Origin of the sequence: Brucella sp. MAB-22 (assembly GCF_025908475.1) — a bacterium.
GTDB classification, from domain to species: domain Bacteria; phylum Pseudomonadota; class Alphaproteobacteria; order Rhizobiales; family Rhizobiaceae; genus Brucella; species Brucella anthropi.
In genome coordinates, this window is record NZ_CP109781.1 from 1,415,025 (window position 1) to 1,442,021 (window position 26,997).

Sequence of the window (26,997 nt, forward strand, 5' to 3'; positions counted from 1 at the left end):
GGACGTTAAACCCTTTCAAGCGCGATGGCGATACCTTGCCCCACACCGATGCACATCGTGGCGAGCGCAAAGCGACCGCCGCCAAGTTTCAATTCCAGTGCTGCCGTGCCGGTGATACGGGCTCCGGACATGCCGAGCGGATGTCCGAGAGCGATGGCACCGCCATTCGGATTGACGCGGATGTCGTCGTCGGCAATTCCAAGAAGACGTAACGTGGCCAATCCCTGGCTGGCGAAGGCTTCATTCAGTTCGATTATATCGAACTGCTCCTGCTTCATTCCCAGCCGTGCCATCAATTTCTGGCTGGCTGGCGCTGGGCCGATACCCATGATGCGTGGAGGAACTCCTGCCGTAGCACCACCCAGAACTCGAGCAACAGGCGTGAGGCCGAACTTGCGGGCAGCGGCTTCCGAAGCAATGATGAGCGCTGCCGCTCCATCGTTGACGCCCGACGCATTCCCAGCTGTAACCGTGGCACCTTCCAGCCGGTTGATTGGTTTCAGTTTGGCCAGTGCGTCCAGCGTGGTTTCGCGCGGATGTTCGTCAGCACCGACGACCACGGGATCACCCTTGCGCTGAGGAATGGAAACGGGCGTTATTTCTTGCGCCAGTCGGCCGTTGCTTTGTGCTGCAGCAGCCTTCTTCTGGCTTCGCGAGGCGAATTCATCCTGATCGGCGCGTGTGACCGCGTAATCGACAGCCACGTGATCCCCGGTCTCCGGCATGGAGTCGATGCCATATTGAGCTTTCATCACCGGATTGACGAAACGCCAGCCAATTGTCGTATCGTGAATTTCTGCGCGGCGGGAGAACGGGCTGTCTGCCTTAGGTAAAACAAAGGGCGCGCGGCTCATGCTTTCCACACCACCCGCAATCATAAGTTCTGCTTCGCCTGCACGAATGGCGCGCGCGGCGGCAAGCACGGCGTCCATCCCGGAACCGCAAAGCCTGTTGATCGTCGTACCGGTGGCGGTAACGGGATAACCGGCAAGCAGTGCCGCCATGCGCGCAACATTGCGGTTATCTTCCCCTGCCTGATTGGCGCAGCCGAAAATCACGTCCTCAATCGCCTCGCAATCCAGTGCCGGATTGCGCTCGACCAGTGCTTTGAGCGGAATAGCGGCAAGATCGTCCGTGCGGATGCTGGACAACGCCCCGCCAAAACGTCCGATGGGGGTGCGGATGTAGTCGCAGATGAAAGCTTCTGTCATCGGGTTTCTCCAGTCTGGCGTGTCGCGAACATGGGGCCGCCCTTGATCGAGGGAAAGCCGTAGCCATTGACCAGAACGAGATCAATGTCGTCGGAATGGCGCGCAATGCTTTCTTCAAGCAGGGCTTGCCCTTCATGCGCCATGGCGGCGAGCAGGCGCTGCATGATCGCTTCATCGCTGAAACTGCGAGGAACAATGGCGTTGCGCGCGCGGTAATCGACGATCAGCGCGTGGACATCGGGGTCGTTTGTGCGGACACCGTCCGCATAGCGATACCAGCCGAGACCGGCCTTGCGGCCAAAACGTCCGGCTTCGCATAATTTGTCGGCAACGTCGAAATAGGGAAGGTTTGGATCGCGGCTTGCCGCCGCTCTCTTGCGCCGCGCCCAGGCAATTTCCAGGCCGGCCATGTCGTAAACCGCGAAGAGTCCCATCGGAAAGCCATAGGCTTCCATGGCACGGTCGATATCTTCGGGATAGGCGCCTTCAGCCAGCATTTTCTCGGCTTCCGTGCGATAGGCCGAAAACATCCGGTTGCCGATGAAGCCTTCACAGACACCGGTGACGATGGGCAGCTTCTTGATTTTGCGGGCAAAGGCGATACCCGTTGCAAGCGTCTCGTCGGAGGTTTTCGCACAGCGCACCACTTCCAGGAGCCGCATGATATTGGCTGGCGAGAAGAAATGTAATCCCAGCACCCGGTCGGTGCGGTTCGTAACGGCGGCCAGTTCATCCGGATTGAGATAGCTGGTATTGGTTGCCAGTATGGTTGCCGGAGACAGCAAAGCGTCGAGCTCGCGGAACAGCGATGCCTTGACGGTGAAATCATCGAAGACGGCTTCGATGACGAGATCGGCATCGGCAAGCGCAGCCATATCGGCACTGACGGAGAGCTTTGCACGCTGCGCGTCTGCGGCTTCGGTGGAAAGCCTGCCCGCATTGACGGCCTTCTGGATCATGTCGCTGATCCGCGCATGGCCCTTGGCGGCTGCTTCCACAGTCGTTTCATAGCCGATGACCTTATAGCCAGCGGCAAGGCAGGCGACGGCAATGCCTGATCCCATCAGGCCGGTCCCGGCAATGCCGATAGTGGAAAGCGCCAGAGGTTTTGCCTCCATGCCTTCGACTTTTCCAGCGGCGCGTTCGGCAAAGAAAAGATGCCGCAAGGCGGCTGCCTCTTCGCTGTCGCGCAGGCGGATGAAGGTTGTCCGTTCTTCGGCCAGACCTTCGGCAATCGAGATCGTGGTGGAAAGTTGCACCAGCCGCGCCGCTTCTCCGGGAGCGGTCGCGCCGCGCGCCTTTTTCAGTAATTTGGCTTTGGCCTGTTCAAAGGCGGCAGCATCGGGTGCGGTAACGGGTAGATCGCCGGTCCGGCGCAAGGACGTGCCGACTAGCGCTTTGGCAAGCTCAACGGCGTCGGCCACAAGATCGCCGCTCGATATCCGGTCGATCAGGCCCAGTTGCTGCGCTTCGTCCGGGGCAATCTGGCGTCCCGTGGCGATCATGTCCAGTGCTGCGAGCGGCCGGATCAATCGGGGCAGGCGCTGCGTGCCGCCAGCGCCGGGCACGATCCCAAGCTTGACTTCCGGCAAGGCAAAGGAGGCGCTGGTCGATGCGATGCGGGCGTGAGCCGCAAGTGCTACTTCAAGCCCGCCGCCCAAAGCGGGGCCGTTGATTGCGGCCACCACGGGTTTGTCGGCGTTTTCGATGATCGTGATGACATCCGGCAATGTCGGTTCAACCGGCGGTTTGCCGAATTCGCGAATGTCCGCTCCGCCGATGAAGATCTTGCCCGCACCGTTGAGAACTGTCGCGCGTATCGCCACTTCGCTGGAAGCATGGTGAATGGCTGCGGCAAGCCCTTTGCGCACCTCGGCAGAGGTGGCATTGACCGGCGGGTTGTCGATCGTGACGACAAGAATGCCATCGACAACCATGCCTGTCACAACGGGGGAGAATTCGCGTCTATCGGCCATGGTGGTCTCAGTCCGGTATAACGGCAAAAGCCTGTATTTCGATCTTGGCCCGATCTTCGACCAGCGCGACCACCTGCACCGCCGCCATGGCGGGGAAGTGCTTGCCGATCACATCGCGATAGGCGCGGCCGATACCTTTCAGATTGGCGTTATATTCCGCCTTGTCGGTGAAGTACCACGTCATGGAGGCGATATGCTCCGGCCTGCCGCCAGCTTCCGCCAGAATGGCGACAATGTTCTTCAATGTCTGCTCGGTCTGCTCGACAAAATCGTCGGTCTCGAACTGTTGCTGTTCGTTCCAGCCGATCTGGCCGCCGATATAGACGGTGCGCCCACGCGCTTCAACGCCATTGGCATATCCGATGGGGCGGGCCCAGCCTTGCGGCTGAAGTGTCTTATGCATGTTGTATCTCCAGAAAATACGTGCGGGAAAGGCTTAGTTGGCCTTCAGCAGTTCGCGCGCGATAATGAGTTTCTGCACTTCCGTTGCGCCCTCATAGATGCGAAGTGCGCGTATCTCGCGATAAAGCCGCTCGGCGATTTCGCCGCTTTTCACGCCGCGACCGCCAAACATCTGCACGGCCTTGTCGATGGTTTGCTGGGCGTTTTCCGTCGCAACCATCTTGGCCATCGCGGCTTCCTTGGTGGTGTTCAGCTTCTGAACGTCGCGCCGCCATGCGGCGCGATAGGTCAGAAGTGCTGCGGCGTCGATATCGGTCGCCATGTCGCCAAGCGTCGCCTGCGTCAGTTGCAAGTCGGCCAATGCGCCGCCGAACATCGGGCGCGACCGTGCATGGGACAGCGCCTCGCTGGCTGCACGGCGTGCAAAGCCAAGTGCGGCCGCCGCAACCGATGCGCGGAAAATATCAAGCGTGCGCATGGCGATCTTGAAACCTTCGCCCGGCGCGCCGAGGCGGCGCGAGGCCGGGATACGGCAATTGTCGAAGCGGATTGTCGCCAATGGATGCGGCGCGATCACATCGATGCGTTCCGCAATGGAAAAGCCGGGATCGGTGGCGAAAACAACAAAGGCCGAAATGCCCCGTGTTCCCGGTGCTTCGCCCGTGCGGGCAAAGACGGTGTAGACATCGGCGATGCCGCCATTGGAAATCCACGTCTTTTCACCGTCGAGCACATAGTCATTGCCGTCGGCTCTGGCGGCGCAGCTCATTGCCGCCACGTCGGACCCCGCCAGTTTTTCCGACAGGGCAAAGGCCGAAATCCATTCGCCGCCTGCCACTTTCGGCAGCACGGTCTGCTTCAGTTCGTCCGATGCCGTGAGGCTGATCGCACCGGTGCCAAGGCCCTGCATGGCAAAAGCGAAATCAGCGAGACCATCGTGGTAGGCCAGTGTCTCGCGGGCAATGCAAAGCTTGCGGGAATCGATACCTTCGCCGCCCGTCAGGCTGACTGCTGCTTCCAACAGCCCGGCTTTGCCGAGTGCCTTCACCAGCGCGCGGCAGGCTTTGTCCGTGTCGCTGTGGTCGACACCGGCCAGCGCCGGGCTTTTAGCAAAGGCATCCAGTTTTGCGGCCCAGTCGGTGTGGGCTTTGCCAAAAAACGGCCAGTCGAGATGCTCCCGCGTCAGCGGTAGTGCTGCGGAACTATCCATCGTCAGTTCCCCTCGAAAACGGGCTTCTGCTTGGCTGCGAAAGCCTCGAAGGCACGGCGGAAATCCTGCGTTGCCATGCAGATCGCCTGTGCTTGCGCTTCCGATTCCACCAGCTCTTCGATGCCCATCGCCCATTCCTGATTGAGCATGGTTTTGGTCATGCCATGCGCGAACCATGGACCGTCGGCAATACTACGCGCCAGCGCTTCGGCCTTACCCGGAAGATCGCCTTTTGGATGCAGCGCGTTGAAGAAGCCCCAGCGCTCGCCCTCGTCGGCGCTCATGAAGCGTCCGGTATAAAGAAGTTCCGACGCGCGGCCCTGGCCGATCAGTCGCGGGAGAATGCCGCATGCGCCCATATCGGCACCAGCAAGGCCGACGCGGGTGAAGAGGAAGGCCGTCTTGGCTTCCGGCGTGGCGATGCGCAAATCCGATGCCATGGCCAGAATGGCGCCAGCGCCTGCGCAAATGCCGTCAACGGCGGCAATGATCTGCTGCGGACATTTGCGCATGGCCTTGACGACATCGCCGGTCATGCGCGTGAAAGCCAGAAGATCGGGCATCTTCATATGGGTCAGCGGTTCGATGATCTCGAAAACATCGCCGCCCGACGAGAAGTTTCCGCCAGCGCCGGTCAGGACGATGGTGCGCACGTCGGAGGCATAGACGAGATTGCGAAACAGGTCGCGCAGCTCGGCATAGCTTTCAAACGTCAGCGGATTTTTCCGGTCCGGGCGGTTCAGGGTCAGCGTGGCAACGCGACCGTCTTCGCTCGTCTGCCATAGAAAATGCGTGGCCTGATAATCCTTGAAAGGCTTCAGATTGCTCGCCATCGAAACAGTGCTGTCGCTCATCCTGCCATTACCTCCCCACCGGCGATTGCAATCGCCTGTCCAGTTATCGATTGCGCGCCGGGCGATGTGAGCCACAGCACGGTTTCAGCCACTTCTTCCGGCTGTATCAGGCGTCCCTGCGGGTTCGCCTTGACGAATTCCGCCAGCACATCTTCCTCCGACCGTCCGGTCTTCGCGACAATGGCCGCAATCGAGCGGGAAATGATCGGCGTATCGGTGAAGCCCGGGCAAACGGCGTTGACGGTCACGCCCTTGCGGGCCAGTTCCAGCGCCAGCGCGCGGGTCAACCCGACGACCCCATGCTTTGCAGCGCAATAGGCTGAGACATAGGAATAACCGCTCAGGCCCGCCGTCGACGCGATATTGATGATGCGCCCGCCTTTGCCGCCCGCCTTGATGTCATCGAGGGTCGCCTGCGTTACATTGAAAACGCCGGTCAGATCGACATCGAGAACGCGGCTCCACATGTCGAGGCTGGTTTTCTCGAAAGGTGCGCTCGGTGCTTCCCCGGCATTGTTGACAAGAATGCTGACCGGCCCGAAAGCGGCGCGCGCGCTGTCCAGCCCGGTTGCAATGGCTTCGCGGTTGGTCACATCGAAACCATCGGCAATGAAGCATCGCTGCCAGTCCAGAAGGGCGGCAGTTGCTTCCAGCGGTTCGCGGCGGCGACCCGTCAGGGTCACATTCGCCCCGGCGCGCGCAAGACCAACGGCGATCGCGGCGCCGATGCCGCTACCGGCGCCAGTGACCAGCGCATGCTTGCCGGAAAGGGCAAGGCCAACAGCGGCATCGTTCATCGCAATCTCCCGTTACTTCGCGCCTTGCGGCGCTGTGGCGGCGCGGGCGAGATTGGCTTCATACTGATATTTGGCGGAGCGATATTGCTTCGGCCATGCGATGGAGTTGATGCCGATTTTTGCCGCTTCGTGCAACGCCCAGGACGGATCGGCCAGATGCGGACGGGCCACGGCGCAGAGATCGGCGCGCCCGGCAGCAATGATCGAGTTGGCATGATCGGCTTCCGAAATCGCACCGACGGCAATGGTCGGAATGTGGATTTCGTTGCGGATCTTGTCGGAGAACGGGGTCTGGAACAGACGGCCATAAACCGGCTTTTCTTCCTTCCAGACCTGACCCGACGAACAGTCGATCAGATCGGCACCTGCGGCCTTGAACATGTCCGCGAAGATGGCTGCATCTTCCGGCGTGTTGCCGCCTTCGAACCAGTCGTGGCAGGAAAGACGAACCGAGATCGGCTTGTCCTGCGGCCAGACTTCGCGGATTGCGTGGAAGACTTCCAGCGGATAGCGCGCACGGTTTTCGTAAGCGCCGCCATATTCATCCTCGCGCCGGTTGGTGAGCGGCGAGAGGAAGCTCGACAGAAGATAGCCATGCGCACAGTGCAGTTCGAGCCAATCGACGCCAGCTTCTGCGGCGCGCTTGGTGGCGGCGACAAAGTCCGCTTTCACCCGATCCATGTCGGCGCGGTCCATCGCCTTTGGCGTCTGGCTGTGCTTGAGATAGGGAAGGGCGGAAGCGGACAGAAGCGGCCATGAACCCTCTTCCAGCGGCTGGTCGATCCCTTCCCATGCAAGCTTGGTAGCACCTTTGCGCCCGGCATGGCCGATCTGCATGGCAACTTTGGCATTGCTGTTGTTGTGCACGAAATCCACAACGCGCTTCCAGCCTTCGGCCTGTGCATCGTTCCAGATGCCGAGACAGCCGGGCGTAATCCGCGCATCAGGAGACACGCAGGTCATTTCGGCAAAGACCAGTCCCGCGCCGCCCATGGCGCGGCTGCCCAGATGCACCATATGGAAATCGTCGATCAGGCCATCGGTCGCGGAATACATCGCCATCGGCGACACGACGATGCGGTTTGGCAGCGTCACGCCACGCAGCGTATAGGGCGTGAACATCGGCGGCAGGCAACGCTCGTCTTCCGTCACGTTCAACCCCTGTTTGCGGGCAAACCAGCGCTCATAGCCTTCCAGCCAGTTCTTGTCGCGCAGGCGCAGATTTTCGTGGCTGATGCGCTGCGAGCGCGTCAGCATGGAATACATGAACTGTTCCGGCTCCAGCGTGTCGGCATAACGCTGGCCTACGACCTCGAACCATTCCATGGCATTGCGCGCAGCGTTTTGAATGCGTGCGACATCGACGCGGCGGATTTCCTCATAGGCATGCAGGACTTCAGGAATGCCTTCCTTGCCGTGACCGAGTTTCTGGAACTGGTTGGCCAGTTCAATGGCGTCGTCGATGGCAAGTTTGGTGCCCGATCCGATGGCGAAATGTGCGGTATGGGCCGCATCACCCATCAGCACCACATGGGAGTTGCCGTTGAAGTGGCTCCACTTTCCGCAAATCAGACGGTTGAAGTTGAGCCAGGCCGAGCCGCGCATATGGCGCGCATTGGTCATCAGCGGCACGCCTTCCAGCGTTTCCGCAAACAGCTTTTCGCAGAAATCGATGGATGCTGTCTGGTCCATCTGGTCCAGGCCATGCGCCAGATAGGCTTCCTCGGTGGTTTCGATGATGAAGGTCGAGGTTTTGTCGTCGAACTTGTAGATATGCGCCTGGAACCAGCCATGATCGGTCTTGCGGAAGTCGAAGGTAAAGGCGTCGAACAGCTTTTCCGTGCCGAGCCAGATATAGCGATTGGGCCGCACGATCAGGTCGGGCTCGAACACATCTTCATAGCGATTGCGAATGCGGGAGTTCAGGCCGTCCGAAGCGATGATGAGATCGGCGTCCGGGAAATCGAGATCGCTTTCCACGTCGGTTTCAAACTGAAGCTTCACGCCCAGCGCTTCGCAGCGCAGCTGAAGAATGTTGAGCAGGCGCTTGCGCCCGATGCCGACAAAGCCGTGACCGCTGGTGCGCTGGCGCGTGCCCTTGAACAGCACCTCGATATCATCCCAGTGATTGAAGGCGTCCTGAATTTCGGCCGCACTTTCCGGGTCCCAGACCTTCATGGATTCCATGGTCGCGTCGGAAAACACCACACCCCAGCCGAACGTGTCATAGGGGCGGTTTCGCTCCACGACCGTAATGTCATGTTCCGGATGGAGTTTTTTCATCAGAAGGCCGAAATAAAGGCCGGCCGGACCTCCTCCAATACACACGATACGCATGTTGAGTTCCCTTTCCGATATGCTGCCAAACGGCGCCGGTTAATTATTTTAAGTTTAAAATATAATTGGCGACTTCGACGCGTCAAGTGAAAAAATCGCCATCTTTTTCATATCGCCTACGACACAGGGGAAATGGCTGTGAACTAAAATATGCAAATGCAATAATTATAATCACACCAAAAACCTCTATTGACACAGTTTAGAATTGGAAAATATGCTGATGCAAATGAATTGATATTCCGGCAAACGGAAAAGGGGAACTATCATGGCGGAGCGGTCATTCGCCCGCGAGGTCGAGGATCTGAAACTCGGCTCAGGCGAAATTTTCAGTGGTGAAGGCATTCTCGCCATCACCAAGGCGCTGTTGCAGTCGGGCGTGTCCTATGTCGGCGGCTATCAGGGTTCGCCGATTTCCCACCTCATGGACGTTCTCGCGGATGCGAAGGACGTGATGGAAGATCTGGGCGTCCATTTCGAATCGTCCGCGTCGGAAGCCGCAGCCGCAGCCATGCTTTCCGCCTCCGTGATGTATCCGGTGCGCGGCGCGGTAACGTGGAAATCGACGGCTGGCACCAATGTCGCCTCCGATGCCCTGTCCAACCTTGCCTCTGGCGGTGTGACTGGCGGCGCGCTTGTCATCATCGGCGAAGATTATGGCGAAGGCTCCTCCATCATGCAGGAGCGCAGCCATGCCTATGCGATGAAATCGCAAATGTGGCTTTTGACGCCACGGCCCAACCTGCCTTCGATTGTGGAAGCCGTTGAAAAAGGCTTTGAACTGTCGGAAGCCTCCAACACGCCGGTCATGTTGCAGGTCGGCATTCGCAGCTGCCACGTGCATGGTCAGTTTGTGGCGAAGGATAACAAGCGGCCTGCCCACACGCTGGCCGAAGCACTGGAAAATCCAAGGCGCGACGTCAACCGCATCGTCCTGCCGCCTGCATCTTTCCTGCATGAGAAGGAAAAGCTCGAAAAGCGCTGGCCCGCAGCCGTCGAGTTCGTCAAAGCCAATCGTCTCAACGAATATTTCGGCCCGAAAGAGGGCGATGTCGGCATCATCCTGCAAGGCGGGCTTTACAACAGCGCCATGCGCGCCTTGCAGCAAATGGGGCTGGCCGATGTTTACGGCGAAAGCCGGGTTCCGCTCTATGTGATGAATGTCGCCTATCCGATGATAGACGACGAGGTCATCGACTTCGTTGCCGGCAAAAAAGCCGTGGTGATGCTGGAGGAAGGTGCGCCCGAATATATCGAGCAGGCGCTGCATACGCTGCTGCGCCGCCGCGATATCCAGACAAAACTGTCCGGCAAGGACGTGCTGCCGCTCGGCGGCGAATACACAACGCCGGTGCTTTTGAAGGGCTTGACGGCGTTCTTCGATGCGCATGCGCCGCAATTGCTCGGCAACCGTCCGCCGCTGCCCGATCCGTCGCCGGTTCTGGCCGATGAGCGCGTCAAGGCGCTGGCCGAAGTGGTGCCGCCGCGCCCCGCAGGTTTCTGCACCGGTTGCCCGGAACGCCCGATCTTTGCCGCCATGAAGCTGGTGGAAAAGGAGCTCGGCGAGCATCACGTGTCAGCGGATATCGGCTGCCACCTCTTTTCCATTCTGCCGCCGTTCAATCTCGGCGGCACGACCATGGGTTACGGCCTTGGTCCGGCCTCGGCCTCCGCTTTCAACGTGCCTGCGGGCAAACGCTCCATTTCCGTGATGGGTGATGGCGGTTTCTGGCACAACGGTCTTGCCACTTCGGTCGGCAATGCCGTCTTCAACAAGCAGGACGGCGTCATCCTCGTGGTCGACAATTACTATTCGTCGGCGACGGGCGGTCAGGACGTGATGTCCTCCAGAGCGATCAATCCGCGCCGCAAGACCAACAATTCCATCGTCGATGCGGTCAAGGGAATTGGTGCGGGCTGGGTCCGCCAGATCGACCACACCTATGACGTTGCAAAGATGCGCGACACGCTGAAGGAAGCGCTGACGACGGAAGAAAAAGGCCCAAAGATCATCGTGGCGTCGTCGGAATGCATGCTCAACAAGCAGCGCCGCGTGAAGCCGCAATTCGCCAAGGCCGTCAAGGACGGCAAGCGGATGGTCAAGCAGCGTTTCGGTGTCGATGAGGATGTGTGTACCGGTGATCACGCCTGCATCCGTCTGTCGGGTTGTCCGTCGCTTTCGGTGAAGCACACCGACGATCCGCTGAAGGACGATCCGGTCGCGGCCATCGACAATTCCTGCGTCGGTTGCGGCAATTGCGGTGAGGTTTCGGAAGCGGCGGTTCTATGCCCGTCCTTCTATCGCGCCGATGTCATCCACAACCCGACGGGTTGGGACAAGTTCGTGCATCGTCTGCGCTCCGGCGTCATCGGCTGGCTGCAAAAGCGCCGCCGCGCGTCGCGCATTGTCTTTGCGGATTGAGGAACAGGCCATGTCTACATTGAATGCATCGCCGTCCGCCCCTCTTTCGCAGGACAAGCCGCTATCGATTGCTATTCTCGCCATGGGCGGTCAGGGCGGCGGCGTTCTGGCCGACTGGGTTGTGGCACTGGCGGAAAACAATGGCTGGGTTGCGCAGACCACCTCCGTGCCCGGCGTGGCGCAGAGAACCGGCGCGACGATCTATTATCTCGAACTGTTGCGGGCCCGCGAAGGGGCGCATCCGATCCTGTCGCTGATGCCCACGCCCGGCGACGTCGATATCGTCATCGCGGCTGAATTGATGGAAGCGGGACGCTCGGTGCTGCGCGGCCTCGTGACGCCCGACAAGACATTGCTCATCACCTCCACCCATCGCTCCTTCGCGGTGGGCGAAAAGGAAAAGCCTGGTGATGGTATCGGCAATCCGGTGGTGGTTGAGGACGCGACAGCTTTTGCTGCGCGCAAGACCATTGCCTTTGACATGGAAGCGCTGGCGACAAAAAGCGGCAGCGTGGTGTCTTCGGCTTTGTTCGGCGCGCTTGCGGCTTCCGGCGCTTTGCCTTTCGACAAGGCCGCCTTCGAAGCGACCATCAAGTCTGGCGGCAAGGGCATCAAGGCAAGTCTCAGGGCTTTTGAAGCTGCCTATCAGCGCGCGCTTGGCGGCGCGAATGACAAGCTTGCGGCAACGCCCGCAAAGCGGCTCGACCCTCTGCCCGAACGGTCCGATCATCCGGCACTTGACGGGCTTATCAAGTGCATTCGCAGCGAATTCCCGGGTGAATGTCATCCGATGCTTTTTGCGGGCATCAAGAAACTGACCGAGTTTCAGGATCCGGCCTATGCGGATGAATATCTGACCCGTTGCGCTGCCTTGCTCAAGGCCGATCGCGATAATGGCGGCACGGCGCATGGCTTTGCCTTCACCGAGCAGGCGGCAAAATATGTCGCTATCGCCATGGCCTATGACGATGTGGTCCGGGTGGCCGAAATCAAGGTGCGCGGCTCGCGGTTTGAGCGGGTGCGTAAGGAAATCGGCCTCAAGAAAGACCAGATTGCCTATACGACCGAATATATGCATCCGCGCATGGAAGAAGTGTGCGGCACTTTGCCCAAAGGCATCGGCGCCTGGATCGAAAATCGGCCAAAACTCTTTGCCTGGCTTGACAAGCGCATCAGCAAAGGTCGCCGGGTAAACACGGGAACGTTGTTCTGGTTCACCGGGCTTTATGTCGTTTCGGGGCTGCGGCGTTTTCGACGCGGCAGCCTGCGCCATCAGCGTGAGGTCGAACATCGCGAAGCCTGGCTGGCACAGGCGATGGCCGCCTTACCCAAAAATTACGATCTCGCGGTCGAGGTGCTTGGCTGCCGCCGTCTGGTCAAGGGCTACTCCGACACGCATTCGCGCGGCTTGTCGAAATTCGACCGCGTCCTGTCCGCCTTGCCTGTTCTGACCGAGCGGGACGACGGCGCGGACTGGTTGCGGCGCCTGCGGCAGGCAGCCTTGCTGGACGAACAGGGTATCGCGCTTGATGGCGCGCTGAAAACAATCGCGACGCTCTGAGAGAAGCGCGCCGCTATTTCAAAGAAAAAAGGGGAAGGACTATGTCTCAAGCGCAGAGCATAGATGCGCCGGCTGTTGCCGGAAAGGAAATATCGGCAGGCAAAAGCCTGCTCGTCGTCGGCCTGTGCTGGCTTGCCATTTTTGCGGAAGGCTATGATGTCGGCGTCATCGGGGCCATTCTGCCCGCCTTGTCCGTCGATCCGGTCTGGCAACTGACGCCGATAGAGCTTGGCGCCATCGGCAGCTATACGGTGATCGGCATGCTGATCGGCGGCATTCTTGCGGGCACGCTGAGCGAGCTTCATGGACGCAAGCCGCTATTCGTCGCCTGTATCACCCTGTTTTCGCTGTGCATGATCGTCAGCGCCGTGGCGCCGTCGCCTTTCATCTTCGGGCTGAGCCGGTTCATTTCCGGCATCGGGCTTGGCGGGATTATTCCGGTCGCCGCCGCGCTGACGGTGGAATATTCCCCGATCAAGAAGAAGAGCTTCAACTACGGTCTCATGTATTCGGGTTATTCAATGGGATTGCTTGCCGCCGCCTTGTGCGGTCGTGGCTTTCTGGAAGTCCATGGCTGGCGCACTATCGTGCTGATCGGCGCAATCCCGCTGCTGTTTGTTCCGATCTTCCTCGCATTCCTGCCAGAAAGCGTGGAATCGCTGGTCCAGCGCGGCAAGCATGATGCAGCACGCAAGACGGCAGCGCGCATGGGCGTCGGCGTTCCGGCGGCAATTGTCCGCAAGCATGGCAAGGTTGGCTGGCGCACGGTTTTCAGCGAAATCTTCTCCCCGAAAAAGGCGTTCGAAACCGCCTGTTTCTGGATCGCACTCTTCATGGGGCTGCTCTTGGTCTATGGTCTCGCACAATGGCTGCCTCAGATCATGCGCAAGAATGGCTATGATCTTGGCAACAGCCTGCTGTTTCTCGCTGTCTTCAGCCTCAGCTCGGCGATTGGCGGTATTGTATTGGGCACATGGGCGGATCGCTTTGGCGTGCGCCGCACGGTTGCCTGCTCCTATGCGCTGGGCGCGCTTGGCATTGTGGCACTCGCCTTCAAGGGTTCGCTGCTGATGAACTATGTGTTTGTCGCGATTGCCGGTTTTGGCACCGTGTCCGCGTCGCTGGTTCTCACGGGCTTTCTTGCCCAGCGGCTCGATTCCTCGATCCGTTCTGCCGGAACCGGTTGGGCGCTGAGCTTCTCACGCATTGGTGCGTTGTCAGGTCCGCTGCTGGGCGGATTGATCGCAAGCCTAAATGTCGGCCCGCAATGGAACTTCTATATCTTCGCCATTGTCGCTGCACTGGCCGCTGTGGCAACTGCGTTGATCCCGTCACGCCCGACGGACTAAGCCACGAAAAGGCCGATCCGTACTTAAGAGCGGATCGGCCTATTATTCAGCATACTATCAAAGTTCGTTTTTACGGATGTTCCGCAGCATTTTCTGCAAGGTGCCGACAAAGGCGCGATGCTCGTCTTCATCAATGCCTTCAAACAATTGCAACAGCAGATCATACATGACCGGCCATGCTTCGTTAAAAATGTTGCGGCCTTCTTCGGTCATCGAAATATCGCGGATGCGCATATCTTCGGCGCGCGCCTGACGGCGAATGTAACCCTGCTCCTCAAGGGAATCGAGCGTGCGGCTCATCGTTGATTGTTCGGTCACGGTAAAGACCGCAAGCTCATTGATCGTCGCCGAAGGCGTGACACTCAGGACAGCCAGCGTTCGCAATTTGACTGTCGTGATCTGGCGGCCTTTCAGCGCCTCCGCAAGGTTCGCATTGTAGCGTGCCATCAGGCGGTTCATCAGGTAGGGCGCAAAACTGTTCAGGCCGATTTCGCCCAGCGAACGCGCGGGGTTCTCCTCCTGATGTTCGGAAGCCAGAACCGTACCTGAGAAGCGTTCCTCCATGAATTCCCTCACTTTAGATCATGGTTACAATAGTCATGCGCCCGATGCGGTGAGGCATCAGGCGCAACAAGGCGCTCTCATCGGTGTTAATATCGGTTGTGGAAAGATGCCAGAGAAAAAGGCGGATGCGATCTTGCAATCGCATCCGCTGCTGTTTCTGGATCAGGGGCGGGAGGCCTCACCCGAGATGCCGTTGCCGCTGGTGGCAATGGCAACCTTATCGTCGTTGAGGCTGAAACTCTCGCGGGTGACTACAAGAACGATAACCAGAATGATCGCTTCCATGATCGCGAAGGTCAGGAAGGCGCTGACAAAGGACCCGCCCGAAACCTTGATGACCACGCCCATGACCCAGGGCGAAATGAACGTCGCAAGGATGGCGAAGATTTCGGCATAACCAACCGCTGCCGTTGCCAGCTCTTCTGGGTATTTTTCACTGAGAAAGGCGAAGATCGCACCGCCGCCGAAAAGTGCCATGCCGCTCAGGAGCGCCATCAGGATGAGCCAGCCGAAGCCAAGCGGTATGGCCATGCCGACGGTGAACATTGCCGCGACGAGGACGGCAAGCACTGTTCCGAACTTGATCATCCCTGTTTTGTTCAGGCGGTCGGCGGCGTAACCGCCGATGACGAGAAACACGACCTGCGACAGTCCCATCAAGGTGCCGATTAGGGCGGCGTCTTCCACCGGCATCTGATGCACGGCAATATATCCGGGAATGACCCAGGTGGCGGTTCCGGCAATGGCCATCGTGCAGGCCGAAATGCCGAGGCTGCCGACGATAATCCATTTCGAGCGGAAGATGCTGGCCAGAGACGCCGTGGAGGTTTGCTGCTTTTCCGGTTCCCAGCGGAAATCCTTATAGCCGATATGAGCCGGATTGTTGCGGGTGAAGAGCAGCACGGCAGCCGCCGTCGCCAGCGTTCCGATGGCAAGAATGGCAAAGAAGGTGCGCCAGCCGTAGGTGATGGAAAGCGGAATGCCAATCGCAAAGTCCAGCGTGATTGCAAGACTATAGGCCGCGAGGATCAAGCCGATCATGCTGCCGCGCCGCTTCTGCGGGAACCAGCCAATGATGAGTTTCATGTTGCCGAGGAAGATTGCGGCATCGAAGAAACCGATGAACAGGCGCAACGCAATCAGCTGGGCGTAGGTTTGCACATAGACTTGCGCCACCATGCCGATGGCGGTGCAGAACAGACCGATCAGCAGCAACGACCGCGCATTCATGCGACGGCTCAATTGCGACCAGACAATCATGCCGAGACCATAGGTCAGTGCGAAAATCCCCTGTGCCAGACCGGCCTGCGCGGAATCAAGCTGGAGCGTTTCTGAAATGAACGGTATCACTGCCGCAAAGGCGTACCAGTCAGCGGCGAGAAACATTTCGCATAAAAGCGCCAGCGCCAGCATTCCCCATTGCCAGCGCTTTATTCTGGTTTGATCGAAGTCCGATAGGCTTTCCCATTGCATGGCTGGTTCCCCTTATTTTTACCTGCAAAGTTATGATGCTTCCTCGCGGGAGCGTGCGGTGCCCAATGTTTGAAGTCGGATCTCAGACCGTAGACAGGAAATCGCGCACAAGTGTCGCCGCAGCTGGCGCCTCTTCAAACAGCAAATGTCCGGTCGCGCCGAGTTTCTCCAGCCGTGCTTCATCGGTCCCGCGCTGCCATTCTTCGGCATATTGCACGGGGATGACCCTGTCTTCCTCGCCCCAGAGGATCAGGGTCGGCATGTGAAGCCGGTGCAGCCAGTGTCCAAGCTTCGGATTGCCGCGTCCGTCAGTTGCGTGGACCAGCGCCAGCGCACCCATTTCGCGTCCAAGCGCCGCATCGAACCGGCTGTCGGGCTCGGTCGGGAAATAGCGGAGCGCAACTGCCGGATCATGCGTGAGATGGGCTGGGATATCGGCAGGCGCGACCTGAAACAGATCGGGGAGAGGGATTGTTGTAAGATCAAGACCGGCAGGTGCGGCGAGAAACAGCGCGGCAAGCCTTTCCGGCTGTCTTATCGCGAATTCTGCGGCAATCCAGCCGCCAAGTGAGAAGCCGCCAAGGCTGAATTGATCCAGTGCGAGTGCATCGAAGAAATCCATGTAATGGAGCACATAGTCGCCGATCTGCACGATATCGGCGTCGTCGTCGCTTTCACCGAAATTCGGATGAAACGGGATGATGAGCCGGTTTCGCGAAGCAATGTCGGCCAGGCTGTCAAAGCCGGGAAATGTCCCGGTTCCATGCAGAAAGACCACATCCTTACCTTCACCCTTCACAAGATAGGTGACGGTTTTGCCTCGGATTTCGACCGTGCGTTTTTCAAAACTGCTCGAGTAATTCAACATCTTTCCACCTTATGCCGCTGGCTTGGTGTGACTGGACCAATTGCTTTTTCATCTGATCGACAGCGCTGTCGATCCGCGCTTCCAAGGCCGGGGGCAGAAGCCCATCCGGTTCCAGGTCCGCCGAACAGGCATAGATGCCCGTTGCGACGGTTCCCGCTTCGAAAAAGCCGAAGAGCGGACGCAGATGATGTTCAACGACCAGCGCATGACGATGCCCGCCGCCCACTGCGCACAGCACGGTCGGGCGACCGCGCAGCGCGAGCGGATGCACGAGATCGAACACGTGTTTGAAAAGACCGGGATAGCTTCCCTGATAAACAGGGCAACCGACGATCAACGCATCGCAATGCTCGATCTCTGAAATGAGGCTTTCGGATTGCCGGTCCAGTGCCTTGCGATTGACCGTGAACAGGTTCGACCCGGCATGCGACAGGTCCAGATGCGTGACCGACACATCGTCTTCCGCTTCCAGCCTTGCGGCAATCGCCTGGGTTAGCCGGTGAACTTTCGTCGGGCGATCACACCCGACGAAGCTGACAATATTTCGCGCCATGGCCGGTCTCAGTTTTCGCTGATGCCGAAAACGGTCCATCGCGCATCGGCGCCTGAAAGGCCAAGTAGCCCCTTGCCGCATTCCTCAACGATCTGGTCGGCAAGCAAAATATGCTGGGTGCCGGAATGGATATCGCGATAGAAGCGCTGCATGGCCGTGTTATGCAGCGATGCTCCCCGAGCCGCCCGATGCGCGAATGTCGCTACATCTGAAACGATGTCGTGCATATAGCGCAGCGAGAGCTTCACCATCGTCATCTGGTCGAGGGACGGGACGCCGCCGGATGCGGTGGTCTGCGAGACGTCTTCCCATGTTTCCATGGCCAGCGCCCGTGCGGCCCGGTAACGGGCTTCGGCATTGGCAAACTGGAACCGCAGGCTGGCGCTGTCTGCGCTCTTGCCGAACGGATCCTGTCGCTGACGGATCACCTTGGCGAGTTCGTCGAGTATCCGGCGACCGACGCCGATGGCCCAGCTTGTATGGGTGAGGGCGCTGTAGCCCGCCAGCCCGAGATGGCCCTGTGTCTGACCGCGCTTCGGTGCGGACTGCGTGAAACTATAGGTCATTGAATCCGGCACGAAGAGGTCTTCATCGGTTGCCAGCGTGTAGTCGAAGCTGCCCGTGGCGCGCAGGCCCAGCACATCCCAGTTGCCAAGCAGCTGGATCGTCGAGCGCGGGTGATGTGCGACGATGATCTGCGGTGCGCCGGTTTCGTCTTTAAGAAGTGCCTTTCCGCTCGGGTCCTTGGGATCGAGAAGGAAGCAGCCGGAATGAATCCATTCCGCGTGGAAGATGGAGCTTCCATAAGCCCAGTTGCCGCGGATCATGTAGCCGCCATCGACCTTGCGGGCAAAACCGCGCGGCACGCCATTGCCGGCAATGGTGATGTCGACGCCGTCCTTGAAGACATTCGCAATCCCCTCGTCATCGAGGTAGATCGCCATGGTGGTACCTTCCATATTGTTGACCATCGTGCACCAACCCGATGATGCGTGGGCATAGGAAAGCGCGGACATTAATCTCATGGCATCGATTGGGCGCAATTCCGCGCCGCCGACTTCCTTGGGAAACAGCATTGTGTAGAAGCCCCCCTTGCGCATGGCGTCCACGACGTCGTCATGCATCCGTCCGAGTGTCTCTGCCTCTTCCGCCTTTTCTTCAATCAAGGGTAGAATCGCTTGCAGGCGATCATTGAAGCCCTGAAGGACTGCGGAATAGTTGTCGGTCGTGTGAGTCCGGTGCACGCTGGTATCCAAGTTAGTTCCCCTTGATTTAGTGGTTATAAGCAGGAATGATACGGATAAGAGTGGGAACGGACATTCCCCCCAGATGGGGGGCTTGGGAACTCGGGAGAGAGAATGCCCAGGCAAATATTATCGACAGACGAGCGGATATCTGCAGCGCTTTCCGTTGCGGAGAGCCGTAATTATGACGATTTTACAATAGCTTGTGATTATTTTGCCGCGAATGTCCTGCGGGTTCGATCGCTTGGAATTTATTTGCTGGAGAATAATCGGCCGCGCCTTTTTCACAGCATCAACACACCCACCGGCTTTCTTCTTGAATATCAGAATGGGCTTGCGGATTCGGATCCGATGATTGCGGCAGTGGTGCAGAATGCTGGCGCGATTGCGGGCTCGCGATTGCCCCAGAATGCGGCGGGAAATGTGCCGCTGATGCGAACGCTGCTCTATCGATGGAACTACAACGATAACTTGTGCTGTCCGGTTTACGTCGGCGACAACATACAGGCGCTGATCTATGCCGCCGGTTTCGAGATGCACGCAACACAGCTCGAAGAACAGGTTTCGCTGCTGTGCCGTTCGTCGGCGCTTGCCTTGCGCAACATTCAGGAAGCGCGTCCGGCGAAGACGCCCAACGCCAATCTGACCAGCTTGTCGCCGCGCCTATCGACGGTCGCCCGGTTGCTTGCAGCTGGCAATACCAACAAGCAGATTGCGCGACATCTGGAGCTTTCGCCCCATACGGTGAAGGATTATGTCGACGACCTGATCAAGCGTTTCGGTGTTCGTAACAGAACCGAAGTGGCCGTTCTGATCAACCGCATGAGCGGTGGGAGGAAAGCCGAGCCGGTCGGATTTGTCCTGTCGGGACAGGAACGGCGCGGCCTTCCCATAGAGCATTTCTGAAAACGCTTTCCGCGTTACTAAGGGCAGAGGAATTTAACGGCGCGGTTTTTGGGATCGCACAGCGTATCGATCACATTGCAATGATGGGTGCCGTCGATTTCCCAAGCGCTGGTTTCTATCCCCAACCCGTACCAGATGTTTGCCAGCAGCGCATTTTGTCGTCTGAACTCCATCAGCTCATCGCCGCCGACGCAGCAATGAACGGCAATATCTGTACGCGGGCGCTGGAGTGCCGCGCTCTCCGCGACAGCTTCAGCCTCGTCCATAGAGAAAATATTGTTCATCGCGGTTTTGAGAAGCGGGCGTAAATCGTGCAGCCCGCTGATAGAAAGAACACGCTTTATCCGTTCCGCCGTTGCGGCGGCAATGGGCGCATTTTCGCACGCCATGCGGCTGACCAGATGCCCCCCGGCGGAATGGCCGGTCAAGGCGATATCACCGTCCACTTCCTGCGCCAGATGGTCGAGGAAGCGCCCTATTTCCCGTGTGATACCGGAAATGCGCGCTTCGGGGCACAGCGTATAGCTTGGCATGGCCACGCGATAGCCGCGCGCAAGCGCGCCTTGCGCCAGATGCGACCAGAAGCTTTTGTCCAGTCCCTTCCAATAGCCGCCATGGACATAAACAAGTGTGCCCTTGGCCGTACCTTCCGGCAGGAAGAGGTCATAATGGTTCCGCGCGCCGTCGGCATAGGCGATGTCAGGGATCAAGCGACCCTGATCGCGCATCTTCTCGCGAAAGCCGGATGCCAGTTCCGTCCAGCGCGGCGGATAGGTGGCGGAATCGCTGATGGCCTTCATATTGTCGTAAGCGGTATCGTAGTCGTGCAGCACAGAAGTCTCCTGCGTATTTCATGCTTGAAGCCGCACGTCAGGCGTGGGCTTCGGTTGCCGCCTGCGCGCGCAGGGCGGATCGCTGCAATTTTCCGGATTCTGTTTTGGGCAGGCTTGAAACCCAGCATATCACGCGGGGGTATTTATAAGGCGCGAGCTCGCTTTTGACGTGGCTTTGCAGTGTTTCCTGCAAGTTCGTGTCGCCATGATATCCTTCGTTCAGCACGACATAGGCTTTGACAATGCAGCCTCGTTCCTCATCTGGAGCAGCCACGACACCGCATTCCGCCACGGCGGGATGGGCAAGCAAGCTGGCTTCGACTTCCGGTCCGGCGATGTTGTATCCGGCAGAAACGATCATGTCGTCATTGCGGGCCTGATACCAGAAATAGCCGTCCGCATCCATGACATAGGTATCGCCGGTGATGTTCCAGCCGTTCTCGACATATTTGGTCTGGCGCGGGTCTGCCAGATATTTGCAGCCGAGCGGCCCGCGAACGGCAAGTCGTCCAGGCGTGCCGGGCGGGCATTCCTGCCCATTGTCATCGATGACACGTGCTTCATAACCGGGGATGGGTTTACCAGTCGCTCCGGGTCTGATGTCGTCTTCCGGCGCGGAGATGAAGATATGCAGCATTTCCGTCGCGCCGATGCCGTCGGCCAGCGAAAGCCCGGTCGCACGCTTCCACGCTTCGAAAGTAGGGAGCGGCAGGGCTTCACCAGCTGAAACACATTTGCGCAGGGACGAAAGATCGTACTGATCGATCTTCGAAAGCATGGCTCGGTAAGCGGTCGGCGCTGTGAAACAGACAGTCGGTTTATATTCTCCGATAGCCACGGCTAGATCGTGCGGTGCGGTTTTTGCCGGTAGCACTGTGGAAGCGCCGATCCTGAAGGGAAACAGGACCAGCCCGCCAAGCCCGAATGTGAAAGCCAGCGGCGGCGAGCCGATGAAAATGTCATCTTCGGTCGCGTTCAATATATGATGTGCATAGCAATCACAGACGATCAGCAGGTCGCGGTGGAAATGGATCGTCGCCTTCGGCAAGCCGGTGGTGCCGGATGTAAAGCCGAGCAGGCACGGATCATCCCCGCGTGTCGCGACCGCCTCGAAATCGCTGGAGGCACCGGCCAGCAATGCGCCAAGTTCCCCGCCTGCATTGCCCTCCCAGGTCACCAGAGTCTTAATGAAATCGGTCTGTGCCACGGCATTCTGCATCTCGCCGATCAGTGCGTGATCGCAAAAGGCAATGCTGATTTCGGCCTTGTCGATGATCTGGACCAGTTCACGGGCGCGCAGGAGTGGCATGGTCGCGACGACAACGCCGCCTGCCTTGATGATCGCCAGATAGAGCGCAATCTTGGTCGGGTTATTGCCCGAGCGGATCATCACGCGATTGCCGGTCTTCATGCCGAGCTTGTCGGTCAGCACATTGGCGATCTTGTTTATCATCGCGGCAAGATCGCTATAGGTCCAGCGTACGCCCGGCGCCTGCAGTGCAATGCGGTCGCCTTTGCCGTTTGCAAGATGTGCATCCACCAGTTCGTAGGTGGCGTTGAGCTGTTCCGGGTAGCCGAGTGCGTCGAGGTTGATGATATCCGGTAGAAATTCCGCAGCCGGGAGATTATCCAGAACGAATGTGTCCACATGAGCGCTGGGGTGCATGCTCGTCTCCTGTCAATGCCAGTTTGCGTTCGACTGCTGGGTCAAACGTGCAAGTAACGTTCTTTGATGTCCGGGGTGGTCAAAAGGGCGGCGTTGTCGCCGCTCCACACCACACGGCCCTTTTCGATGACCACGTGACGGTCCGCGAAACGCGCTAGCGCATCGACATTCTTGTCGATGACGAGGATCGCCTCGCCTTCATCCTTGATGTTGCGCAGGCAGGACCAGATCTCTTCGCGCATCAGCGGCGACAGGCCTTCCGTCGCCTCATCCAGCACGACCATTTTCGGATTGGTCATCAGGGCGCGACCAACCGCCAACATCTGCTGTTCACCGCCGGAAAGCTGGTTGCCCATATTGCGTCGCCGCTCCTTCAGGCGCGGGAACATCCGATAGATGCTCTCTAGCGTCCATTTGGACGAACGCGCCTCCGAACGCCGGGTGGCCAGCAGGTTCTCTTCGACGCTCAGCGTCGGAAATATCTGCCGCCCTTCCGGGACCAGACCGAGCCCCTCGCGGGCAATCGCATAGGGCGGCTTGCCGGTAACGTCATGGCCATTGACGAACACCTTGCCGCCCTTGGGCGGCAGCAAGCCGAAGATCGACTTGATGGTTGTCGTTTTGCCCATGCCGTTTCTGCCGAGGATCGTGACGACTTCTCCCGCACTGACTTCAAAGTCGATGCCGAAGAGAATGCGAGACTGGCCATAGGCGTTCTGGAGTCCTTCGACCTTCAGCATCACGCGGCCTCCTCTTCGCCGAGATAGGCGGCGCGCACGTCCGGATCAGAGCGTACGGCAGCGGGTGTTCCGGACGCGATGACGCATCCGTAGACGAGGACGCTCACCTGATCCGCCAGCGAGAAAACGGCATCCATATCATGCTCGATCAGAACCAGCGTATGGGTCTGGCGCAGGGAGCGCATCAGTTCGACCAGCACCACGGATTCCTCATGGCTGGTGCCAGCCAGTGGCTCATCAAGCAACAGCATCTGCGCTTCGGTGGCGAGCGCGATGGCAATCTCAAGCTGGCGCTTTTCGCCGTGCGACAGCGCTCCGGCCCGGCGATGGGCGCGGTCGTCGAGCCGCACGCGGGCAAGCGCAGTCATGGCTTGCTCGTTGATATCGGCTTCCTTGTTTGCCGCCTGAAAAAAGCGGAAGCTCGAACCTGATCGTGCCTGAACGGCAAGTGCAACATTGTCCAGCACGCTGAAACCTTCAAGAACCGAGGTGATCTGAAACGAACGTGCAAGGCCGAGATGGACACGATTGGGCATAGGCAGACCGGAAATGTCACGGCCATCGAAGATGACCGAACCGCGGTCGCTTTTGAGATTGCCCGAAAGCTGGTGGATCAATGTCGTCTTTCCGGCGCCATTTGGGCCGATCAGCGCATGAATTTCGCCGCGTTTGACGGTGAGATTGACCCCATCCGTAACCTTGAGTGCGCCGAAGCTTTTATGCAGGTCATGAACCTGAAGCAGTTCATCCGACATCGGAACCTCCACGCAGCTTGCGGAGCAGCCCGCCGATACCGTCGCGACTGAAAAGCACGACGAGAACAAGGAAAAGACCAAGGCCGAGTTTCCAGTGTTCTGAGAAATGCGCCAGCACTTCCTCAAGAAAGATGAAGGCAGTTGCGCCGAGGACCGGGCCGATCAGCGTGCCCATTCCACCCAGCACCACCATGACGATCAGTTCGCCAGAACGCTGCCAGCTCATGAAGGCAGGCGAAACGAACTGGATCTGGTTGGCGAGCAGAACACCTGCAATGGCCGCCGCCACACCGGCGATGACATAGGCGGTGAGCTGAAACGAGAAGGGCGAGAAACCGATGGCGCGCATACGCACCGGATTGTCCCGCGTTCCGCGCAGCACACGACCGAACCGTGAATGCACCAGCATGCGGAAGATGAAAAATGCGCCCATCAGAACCGCCAGCACGAAGTAGAACAACACCAGATTGCTGGAAAGCAGCGTATTGCCGAACAGCGTCGAGCGGGTGGACAGCGTCATTCCATCGTCGCCGCCAAAGGCTGACAGGGAAACCATGAAGAAGAAGGCCATCTGCCCGAAGGCCAGCGTGATCATGATGAAATAGACGCCGCTGGTTCTCAGCGAGATATAGCCGGTGACGAGGGCGAAGAACGCCGCAACAACGATGGCCGCAACCAGCTGGAGGATCAGATCGTCGATGCCATAGCTGGATAGGATGCCGACTGCATAAGCGCCGATCCCGATATAGGCGGCATGACCAAAGGAAACGAGCGCGCCGTAACCCATGATGAAATTGAGCGAAAGCGCGGCCAGCGCGAAGATCATGATGCGTGTCACGATCACGAGAAGAAAGCTGTCGTTCAATACGGATGCGAGAAGCGGAACGATTGCAAAGGCGGCGAAGACCAGCCACGGGCCCGCATCCAGCAAAGGCGAGGTTCGGCTCTTTACCGTTTCCGGCATGGCGGTATCGCGGGTGCTGTTATGGGTAATCTCGCTCATCGGGTTCCTCCCTGCGCCGGGAAGAGACCTGTCGGACGGAAATAGAGCACGGCTGCCATCAGAATATAGGTGAGCATCGGCACCAGCGTGCGGCCCATCTGGGAGGCAGCGGCCGGATCGAGCAGATTGCGGAGCAGCATCGGTCCGAAGGTGCGGCCAAGCGTATCGACGAGGCCAACGGTTATGGCGGCAACGAAAGCACCGCGCACGGAACCGACGCCGCCGATCACGATGACGACGAATGTGAGGATCAGGATGGAATCGCCCATGCCTGGATCAACGGAGAGAATGGGGGAGATCATGCCACCGGCAAAACCTGCAAGCATCGCGCCAAGTCCGAAGACCACCATGAACAGGCGGCGTATATTGATGCCCAGAGCCGAGACCATGTCGCCATTGGTCGCTCCGGCACGCAGCAACATGCCGATGCGCGTGTGATTGACGAGGACATAAAGACCTGCCGCCGTGGCGAGGCCAGCGGCGATGATCAGCAGGCGATAGACGGGATAGCGCAGGTTGCCAAAGAGCTGAACGGAACCGGATAGGGAATCCGGCATCGGCACGCTGAGCGGAGCCGCGCCCCAGATGATCTTCACGAGTTCGTTCACGATCAGGATCAACCCGAATGTAGCCAGAACCTGATCGAGATGGCTGCGTTCGTATAATCGTCGAAAGACCAGCACTTCCAACACAATGCCGATGACAAGGGTGACGGGGAGGGCGATCAGGATGCCGTAAAAGAAGCTGCCTGTCATGGCAGTGAAAGTCGCAGTCAGATAGGCGCCGACCATATAAAGAACGCCATGCGCCAGGTTGATGAGGTCCATGACGCCGAAGATCAGTGTCAAACCGGCTGCGACGAGAAAGAGCAAAATGCCAAACTGAATCCCGTTAAGGGACTGCAGCAGAAAAAGATTGAGCATGGGGGACGTCCGGAACTCGTTGTACTGAAGTCCGATTCACGCCAGACAAACTGGCGTGAACTGTTTCAGACTTGGAAATTGAGAGGACTGGGCTCATCGAAGCACCCGCCTTCCACCGGGTTACATCTTGCATTCAGCTGCGTAATTATCCTTGTAATCGTTGAAGACCGTTTCAACGTAGGACGTGGCGAACTGGCCGTCGTCACGCTTGACGACTTTGGTCAGGTAGAAATTCTGGATCGGAAAGTGGTTGTCGCCAAAGCTGAATTCACCGCGCGGCGAGGTGAATTTCGCGTCTTTCATGGCGGCCCGCAAGGCATCCTTGTCGGCAATATTGCCGTTGACCTGCTTGACGGCCGCATCGATCAGCATGGCGGCGTCATAAGCCTGCACCGCAAAAGTCGCCGGAATGCGCTTGAATTTGGCTTCATAGGCGGCGGCAAATTCCTTGGCTGGTGCGGAATCAAGATCCGGCGCCCAGTTCGAACCGGCGAAGAAGCCAACTGCCGCATCCTGCTGCGCGGGCAGGGTGGTCTCATCCACGGTGAATGCCGAGAGGAACGGGGTGCCTTCAAGACCGGCCTGACGATACTGTTTGACGAAATTTACGCCCATGCCGCCGGGCAGGAAAGCATAGACCGCGTCAGGCTGTTCGGCTGCGATCTGGGCGAGTTCTGCCGAATAGTCGAGCTGGCCAAGCGGCACATAGATTTCCTGCGCGACTTCGTTCTTGTAGGAATGCTTGAAACCGGCCAGAGCGTCCTTGCCAGCCTGATAATTCGGGGCGATCAGCACGACGCGCTGGTAGTTCTGCTTTTCGGCATATTTGCCGGAAACTTCATGCATCTGGTCGTTCTGATAGGAGGTGACGAACAGATTGGGGTTGCAATCCTTGCCGGCCAGATTGGACGTGCCTGCATTGGTCGAGATCAGAAACGTGCCGGAATCGGTCGCTGGTTTGACGATAGCGTTCAGGACATTGGAGAAGATGGGGCCTACGACAAAATCCACTTTGTCGCGCTGGATCATCTGCTGGACCTTGTTGACGCCGATATCCGGCTTCTGCTCATCGTCCTGAATGATGATTTCAGCATCGAGGCCGCCGAGCTTGTTGCCCAGCTTGTCCATGGCAAGCAGAAAACCGTCGCGGGATTGTTCGCCCAGCAAGGCCGCTGGCCCGCTCAGCGTATAGATCAAACCGATCTTGATCTTGCCTTCTTCGGCCTGCGCGGTTCCGTTCAACATGGTTGCAGCGAGCAGCGCGAAGGCCGCTTTCGTCGAAATTTTCATTGTTCCACCTCGATTGCAGCGTTCTGCTTTGTCTTATTTTTCTTTCGCATTATCCGGCGCAAA

Annotated in this window: 23 protein-coding genes; 4 read left to right on the forward strand and 19 right to left on the reverse strand. The window is 58.7% G+C overall.

Going from position 1 to position 26,997, the window contains the following annotated elements:
- Nucleotides 1-5: 5 nt before the first annotated feature.
- Genes pcaF through OHI65_RS06425 form a run of 7 tightly spaced genes read right to left on the reverse strand, consistent with a single transcriptional unit; the run spans nucleotide 6 to nucleotide 8,787 of the window.
- Nucleotides 6-1,211, reverse strand: coding sequence for a 3-oxoadipyl-CoA thiolase (gene pcaF, locus OHI65_RS06395; RefSeq protein WP_012093356.1), 1,206 nt, complete (start codon nucleotides 1,209-1,211; stop codon nucleotides 6-8).
- Nucleotides 1,208-3,187: a 3-hydroxyacyl-CoA dehydrogenase NAD-binding domain-containing protein gene (locus OHI65_RS06400; protein ID WP_125300991.1), complete on the reverse strand. Its 1,980-nt coding sequence runs from the start codon at nucleotides 3,185-3,187 to the stop codon at nucleotides 1,208-1,210. Before OHI65_RS06400 ends, pcaF begins: the two co-directional genes overlap by 4 nt.
- 7 nt (nucleotides 3,188-3,194) lie before the next feature.
- Nucleotides 3,195-3,590 carry a RidA family protein gene (locus OHI65_RS06405; RefSeq protein WP_012093354.1) on the reverse strand — a complete coding sequence of 132 codons (396 nt, stop codon included), beginning with the start codon at nucleotides 3,588-3,590 and terminating at the stop codon, nucleotides 3,195-3,197.
- Nucleotides 3,591-3,623: 33 nt separating this feature from the next.
- Entirely contained in the window at nucleotides 3,624-4,799 is a 1,176-nt protein-coding gene (locus tag OHI65_RS06410; protein ID WP_264358544.1) for an acyl-CoA dehydrogenase family protein, read from the reverse strand.
- Nucleotides 4,800-4,801: 2 nt separating this feature from the next.
- Entirely contained in the window at nucleotides 4,802-5,653 is an 852-nt protein-coding gene (locus OHI65_RS06415; RefSeq protein ID WP_125300989.1) for an enoyl-CoA hydratase family protein, read from the reverse strand.
- Complete coding sequence (locus OHI65_RS06420) at nucleotides 5,650-6,450, reverse strand: SDR family NAD(P)-dependent oxidoreductase (RefSeq protein WP_125300988.1); 801 nt, start codon at nucleotides 6,448-6,450, stop codon at nucleotides 5,650-5,652. Before OHI65_RS06420 ends, OHI65_RS06415 begins: the two co-directional genes overlap by 4 nt.
- A 12-nt stretch (nucleotides 6,451-6,462) precedes the next feature.
- Nucleotides 6,463-8,787, reverse strand: a complete 2,325-nt coding sequence (locus tag OHI65_RS06425) for a bifunctional salicylyl-CoA 5-hydroxylase/oxidoreductase (RefSeq protein ID WP_012093350.1) — start codon at nucleotides 8,785-8,787, stop codon at nucleotides 6,463-6,465.
- Nucleotides 8,788-9,052: 265 nt separating this feature from the next.
- On the opposite strand from OHI65_RS06425, the gene OHI65_RS06430 reads away from it, so the two are divergent.
- Genes OHI65_RS06430 through OHI65_RS06440 form a run of 3 tightly spaced genes read left to right on the forward strand, consistent with a single transcriptional unit; the run spans nucleotide 9,053 to nucleotide 14,116 of the window.
- On the forward strand, nucleotides 9,053-11,206 hold the full coding sequence (locus OHI65_RS06430; protein ID WP_012093348.1) for an indolepyruvate ferredoxin oxidoreductase subunit alpha: 2,154 nt from the start codon (nucleotides 9,053-9,055) through the stop codon (nucleotides 11,204-11,206).
- Nucleotides 11,207-11,216: 10 nt separating this feature from the next.
- Entirely contained in the window at nucleotides 11,217-12,767 is a 1,551-nt protein-coding gene (locus OHI65_RS06435; RefSeq protein ID WP_125300987.1) for an indolepyruvate oxidoreductase subunit beta family protein, read from the forward strand.
- Nucleotides 12,768-12,808: 41 nt separating this feature from the next.
- Nucleotides 12,809-14,116: an MFS transporter gene (locus OHI65_RS06440; RefSeq protein WP_264358545.1), complete on the forward strand. Its 1,308-nt coding sequence runs from the start codon at nucleotides 12,809-12,811 to the stop codon at nucleotides 14,114-14,116.
- Nucleotides 14,117-14,173: 57 nt separating this feature from the next.
- Here OHI65_RS06440 and OHI65_RS06445 read toward each other — a convergent pair whose 3' ends face one another.
- The 5 genes from OHI65_RS06445 to OHI65_RS06465 form a co-directional block, all read right to left on the reverse strand.
- On the reverse strand, nucleotides 14,174-14,680 hold the full coding sequence (locus OHI65_RS06445; protein WP_010659191.1) for a MarR family winged helix-turn-helix transcriptional regulator: 507 nt from the start codon (nucleotides 14,678-14,680) through the stop codon (nucleotides 14,174-14,176).
- A gap of 162 nt (nucleotides 14,681-14,842) precedes the next feature.
- The gene (locus OHI65_RS06450; protein WP_125300985.1) at nucleotides 14,843-16,153 is read right to left on the reverse strand and encodes an MFS transporter; all 1,311 of its coding nucleotides are present in this window, start codon (nucleotides 16,151-16,153) and stop codon (nucleotides 14,843-14,845) included.
- Nucleotides 16,154-16,235: 82 nt separating this feature from the next.
- Nucleotides 16,236-17,021, reverse strand: a complete 786-nt coding sequence (locus OHI65_RS06455; RefSeq protein ID WP_264358546.1) for an alpha/beta fold hydrolase — start codon at nucleotides 17,019-17,021, stop codon at nucleotides 16,236-16,238.
- Nucleotides 16,996-17,574: an NAD(P)H-dependent oxidoreductase gene (locus OHI65_RS06460; protein ID WP_012093342.1), complete on the reverse strand. Its 579-nt coding sequence runs from the start codon at nucleotides 17,572-17,574 to the stop codon at nucleotides 16,996-16,998. The genes OHI65_RS06455 and OHI65_RS06460 overlap by 26 nt, the downstream gene beginning before the upstream one ends.
- 8 nt (nucleotides 17,575-17,582) lie before the next feature.
- The gene (locus OHI65_RS06465; protein ID WP_235824417.1) at nucleotides 17,583-18,818 is read right to left on the reverse strand and encodes an acyl-CoA dehydrogenase family protein; all 1,236 of its coding nucleotides are present in this window, start codon (nucleotides 18,816-18,818) and stop codon (nucleotides 17,583-17,585) included.
- A gap of 351 nt (nucleotides 18,819-19,169) precedes the next feature.
- Between OHI65_RS06465 and OHI65_RS06470 the strand changes: the two genes are divergently transcribed.
- The gene (locus tag OHI65_RS06470; RefSeq protein WP_231771544.1) at nucleotides 19,170-19,724 is read left to right on the forward strand and encodes a response regulator transcription factor; all 555 of its coding nucleotides are present in this window, start codon (nucleotides 19,170-19,172) and stop codon (nucleotides 19,722-19,724) included.
- A 17-nt stretch (nucleotides 19,725-19,741) separates the two neighbouring features.
- On the opposite strand, the gene OHI65_RS06475 is transcribed toward OHI65_RS06470, so the two are convergent.
- The 7 genes from OHI65_RS06475 to OHI65_RS06505 form a co-directional block, all read right to left on the reverse strand.
- Nucleotides 19,742-20,557 carry an alpha/beta hydrolase gene (locus OHI65_RS06475; RefSeq protein ID WP_125300983.1) on the reverse strand — a complete coding sequence of 272 codons (816 nt, stop codon included), beginning with the start codon at nucleotides 20,555-20,557 and terminating at the stop codon, nucleotides 19,742-19,744.
- A gap of 37 nt (nucleotides 20,558-20,594) precedes the next feature.
- Complete coding sequence (locus OHI65_RS06480) at nucleotides 20,595-22,223, reverse strand: benzoate-CoA ligase family protein (RefSeq protein ID WP_125300982.1); 1,629 nt, start codon at nucleotides 22,221-22,223, stop codon at nucleotides 20,595-20,597.
- 41 nt (nucleotides 22,224-22,264) lie between these two features.
- On the reverse strand, nucleotides 22,265-22,963 hold the full coding sequence (locus tag OHI65_RS06485; RefSeq protein WP_012093337.1) for an ABC transporter ATP-binding protein: 699 nt from the start codon (nucleotides 22,961-22,963) through the stop codon (nucleotides 22,265-22,267).
- Complete coding sequence (locus tag OHI65_RS06490; protein ID WP_125300981.1) at nucleotides 22,963-23,718, reverse strand: ABC transporter ATP-binding protein; 756 nt, start codon at nucleotides 23,716-23,718, stop codon at nucleotides 22,963-22,965. The genes OHI65_RS06485 and OHI65_RS06490 overlap by 1 nt, the downstream gene beginning before the upstream one ends.
- The gene (locus tag OHI65_RS06495) at nucleotides 23,708-24,721 is read right to left on the reverse strand and encodes a branched-chain amino acid ABC transporter permease (protein WP_125300980.1); all 1,014 of its coding nucleotides are present in this window, start codon (nucleotides 24,719-24,721) and stop codon (nucleotides 23,708-23,710) included. The genes OHI65_RS06490 and OHI65_RS06495 overlap by 11 nt, the downstream gene beginning before the upstream one ends.
- Nucleotides 24,718-25,644 (reverse strand): branched-chain amino acid ABC transporter permease, encoded by a 927-nt coding sequence (locus OHI65_RS06500; RefSeq protein WP_125300979.1) that lies wholly within the window; start codon nucleotides 25,642-25,644, stop codon nucleotides 24,718-24,720. The genes OHI65_RS06495 and OHI65_RS06500 overlap by 4 nt, the downstream gene beginning before the upstream one ends.
- Nucleotides 25,645-25,764: 120 nt before the next feature.
- On the reverse strand, nucleotides 25,765-26,934 hold the full coding sequence (locus tag OHI65_RS06505) for an ABC transporter substrate-binding protein (protein ID WP_010659179.1): 1,170 nt from the start codon (nucleotides 26,932-26,934) through the stop codon (nucleotides 25,765-25,767).
- Between the last annotated feature and the right edge of the window lie 63 nt (nucleotides 26,935-26,997).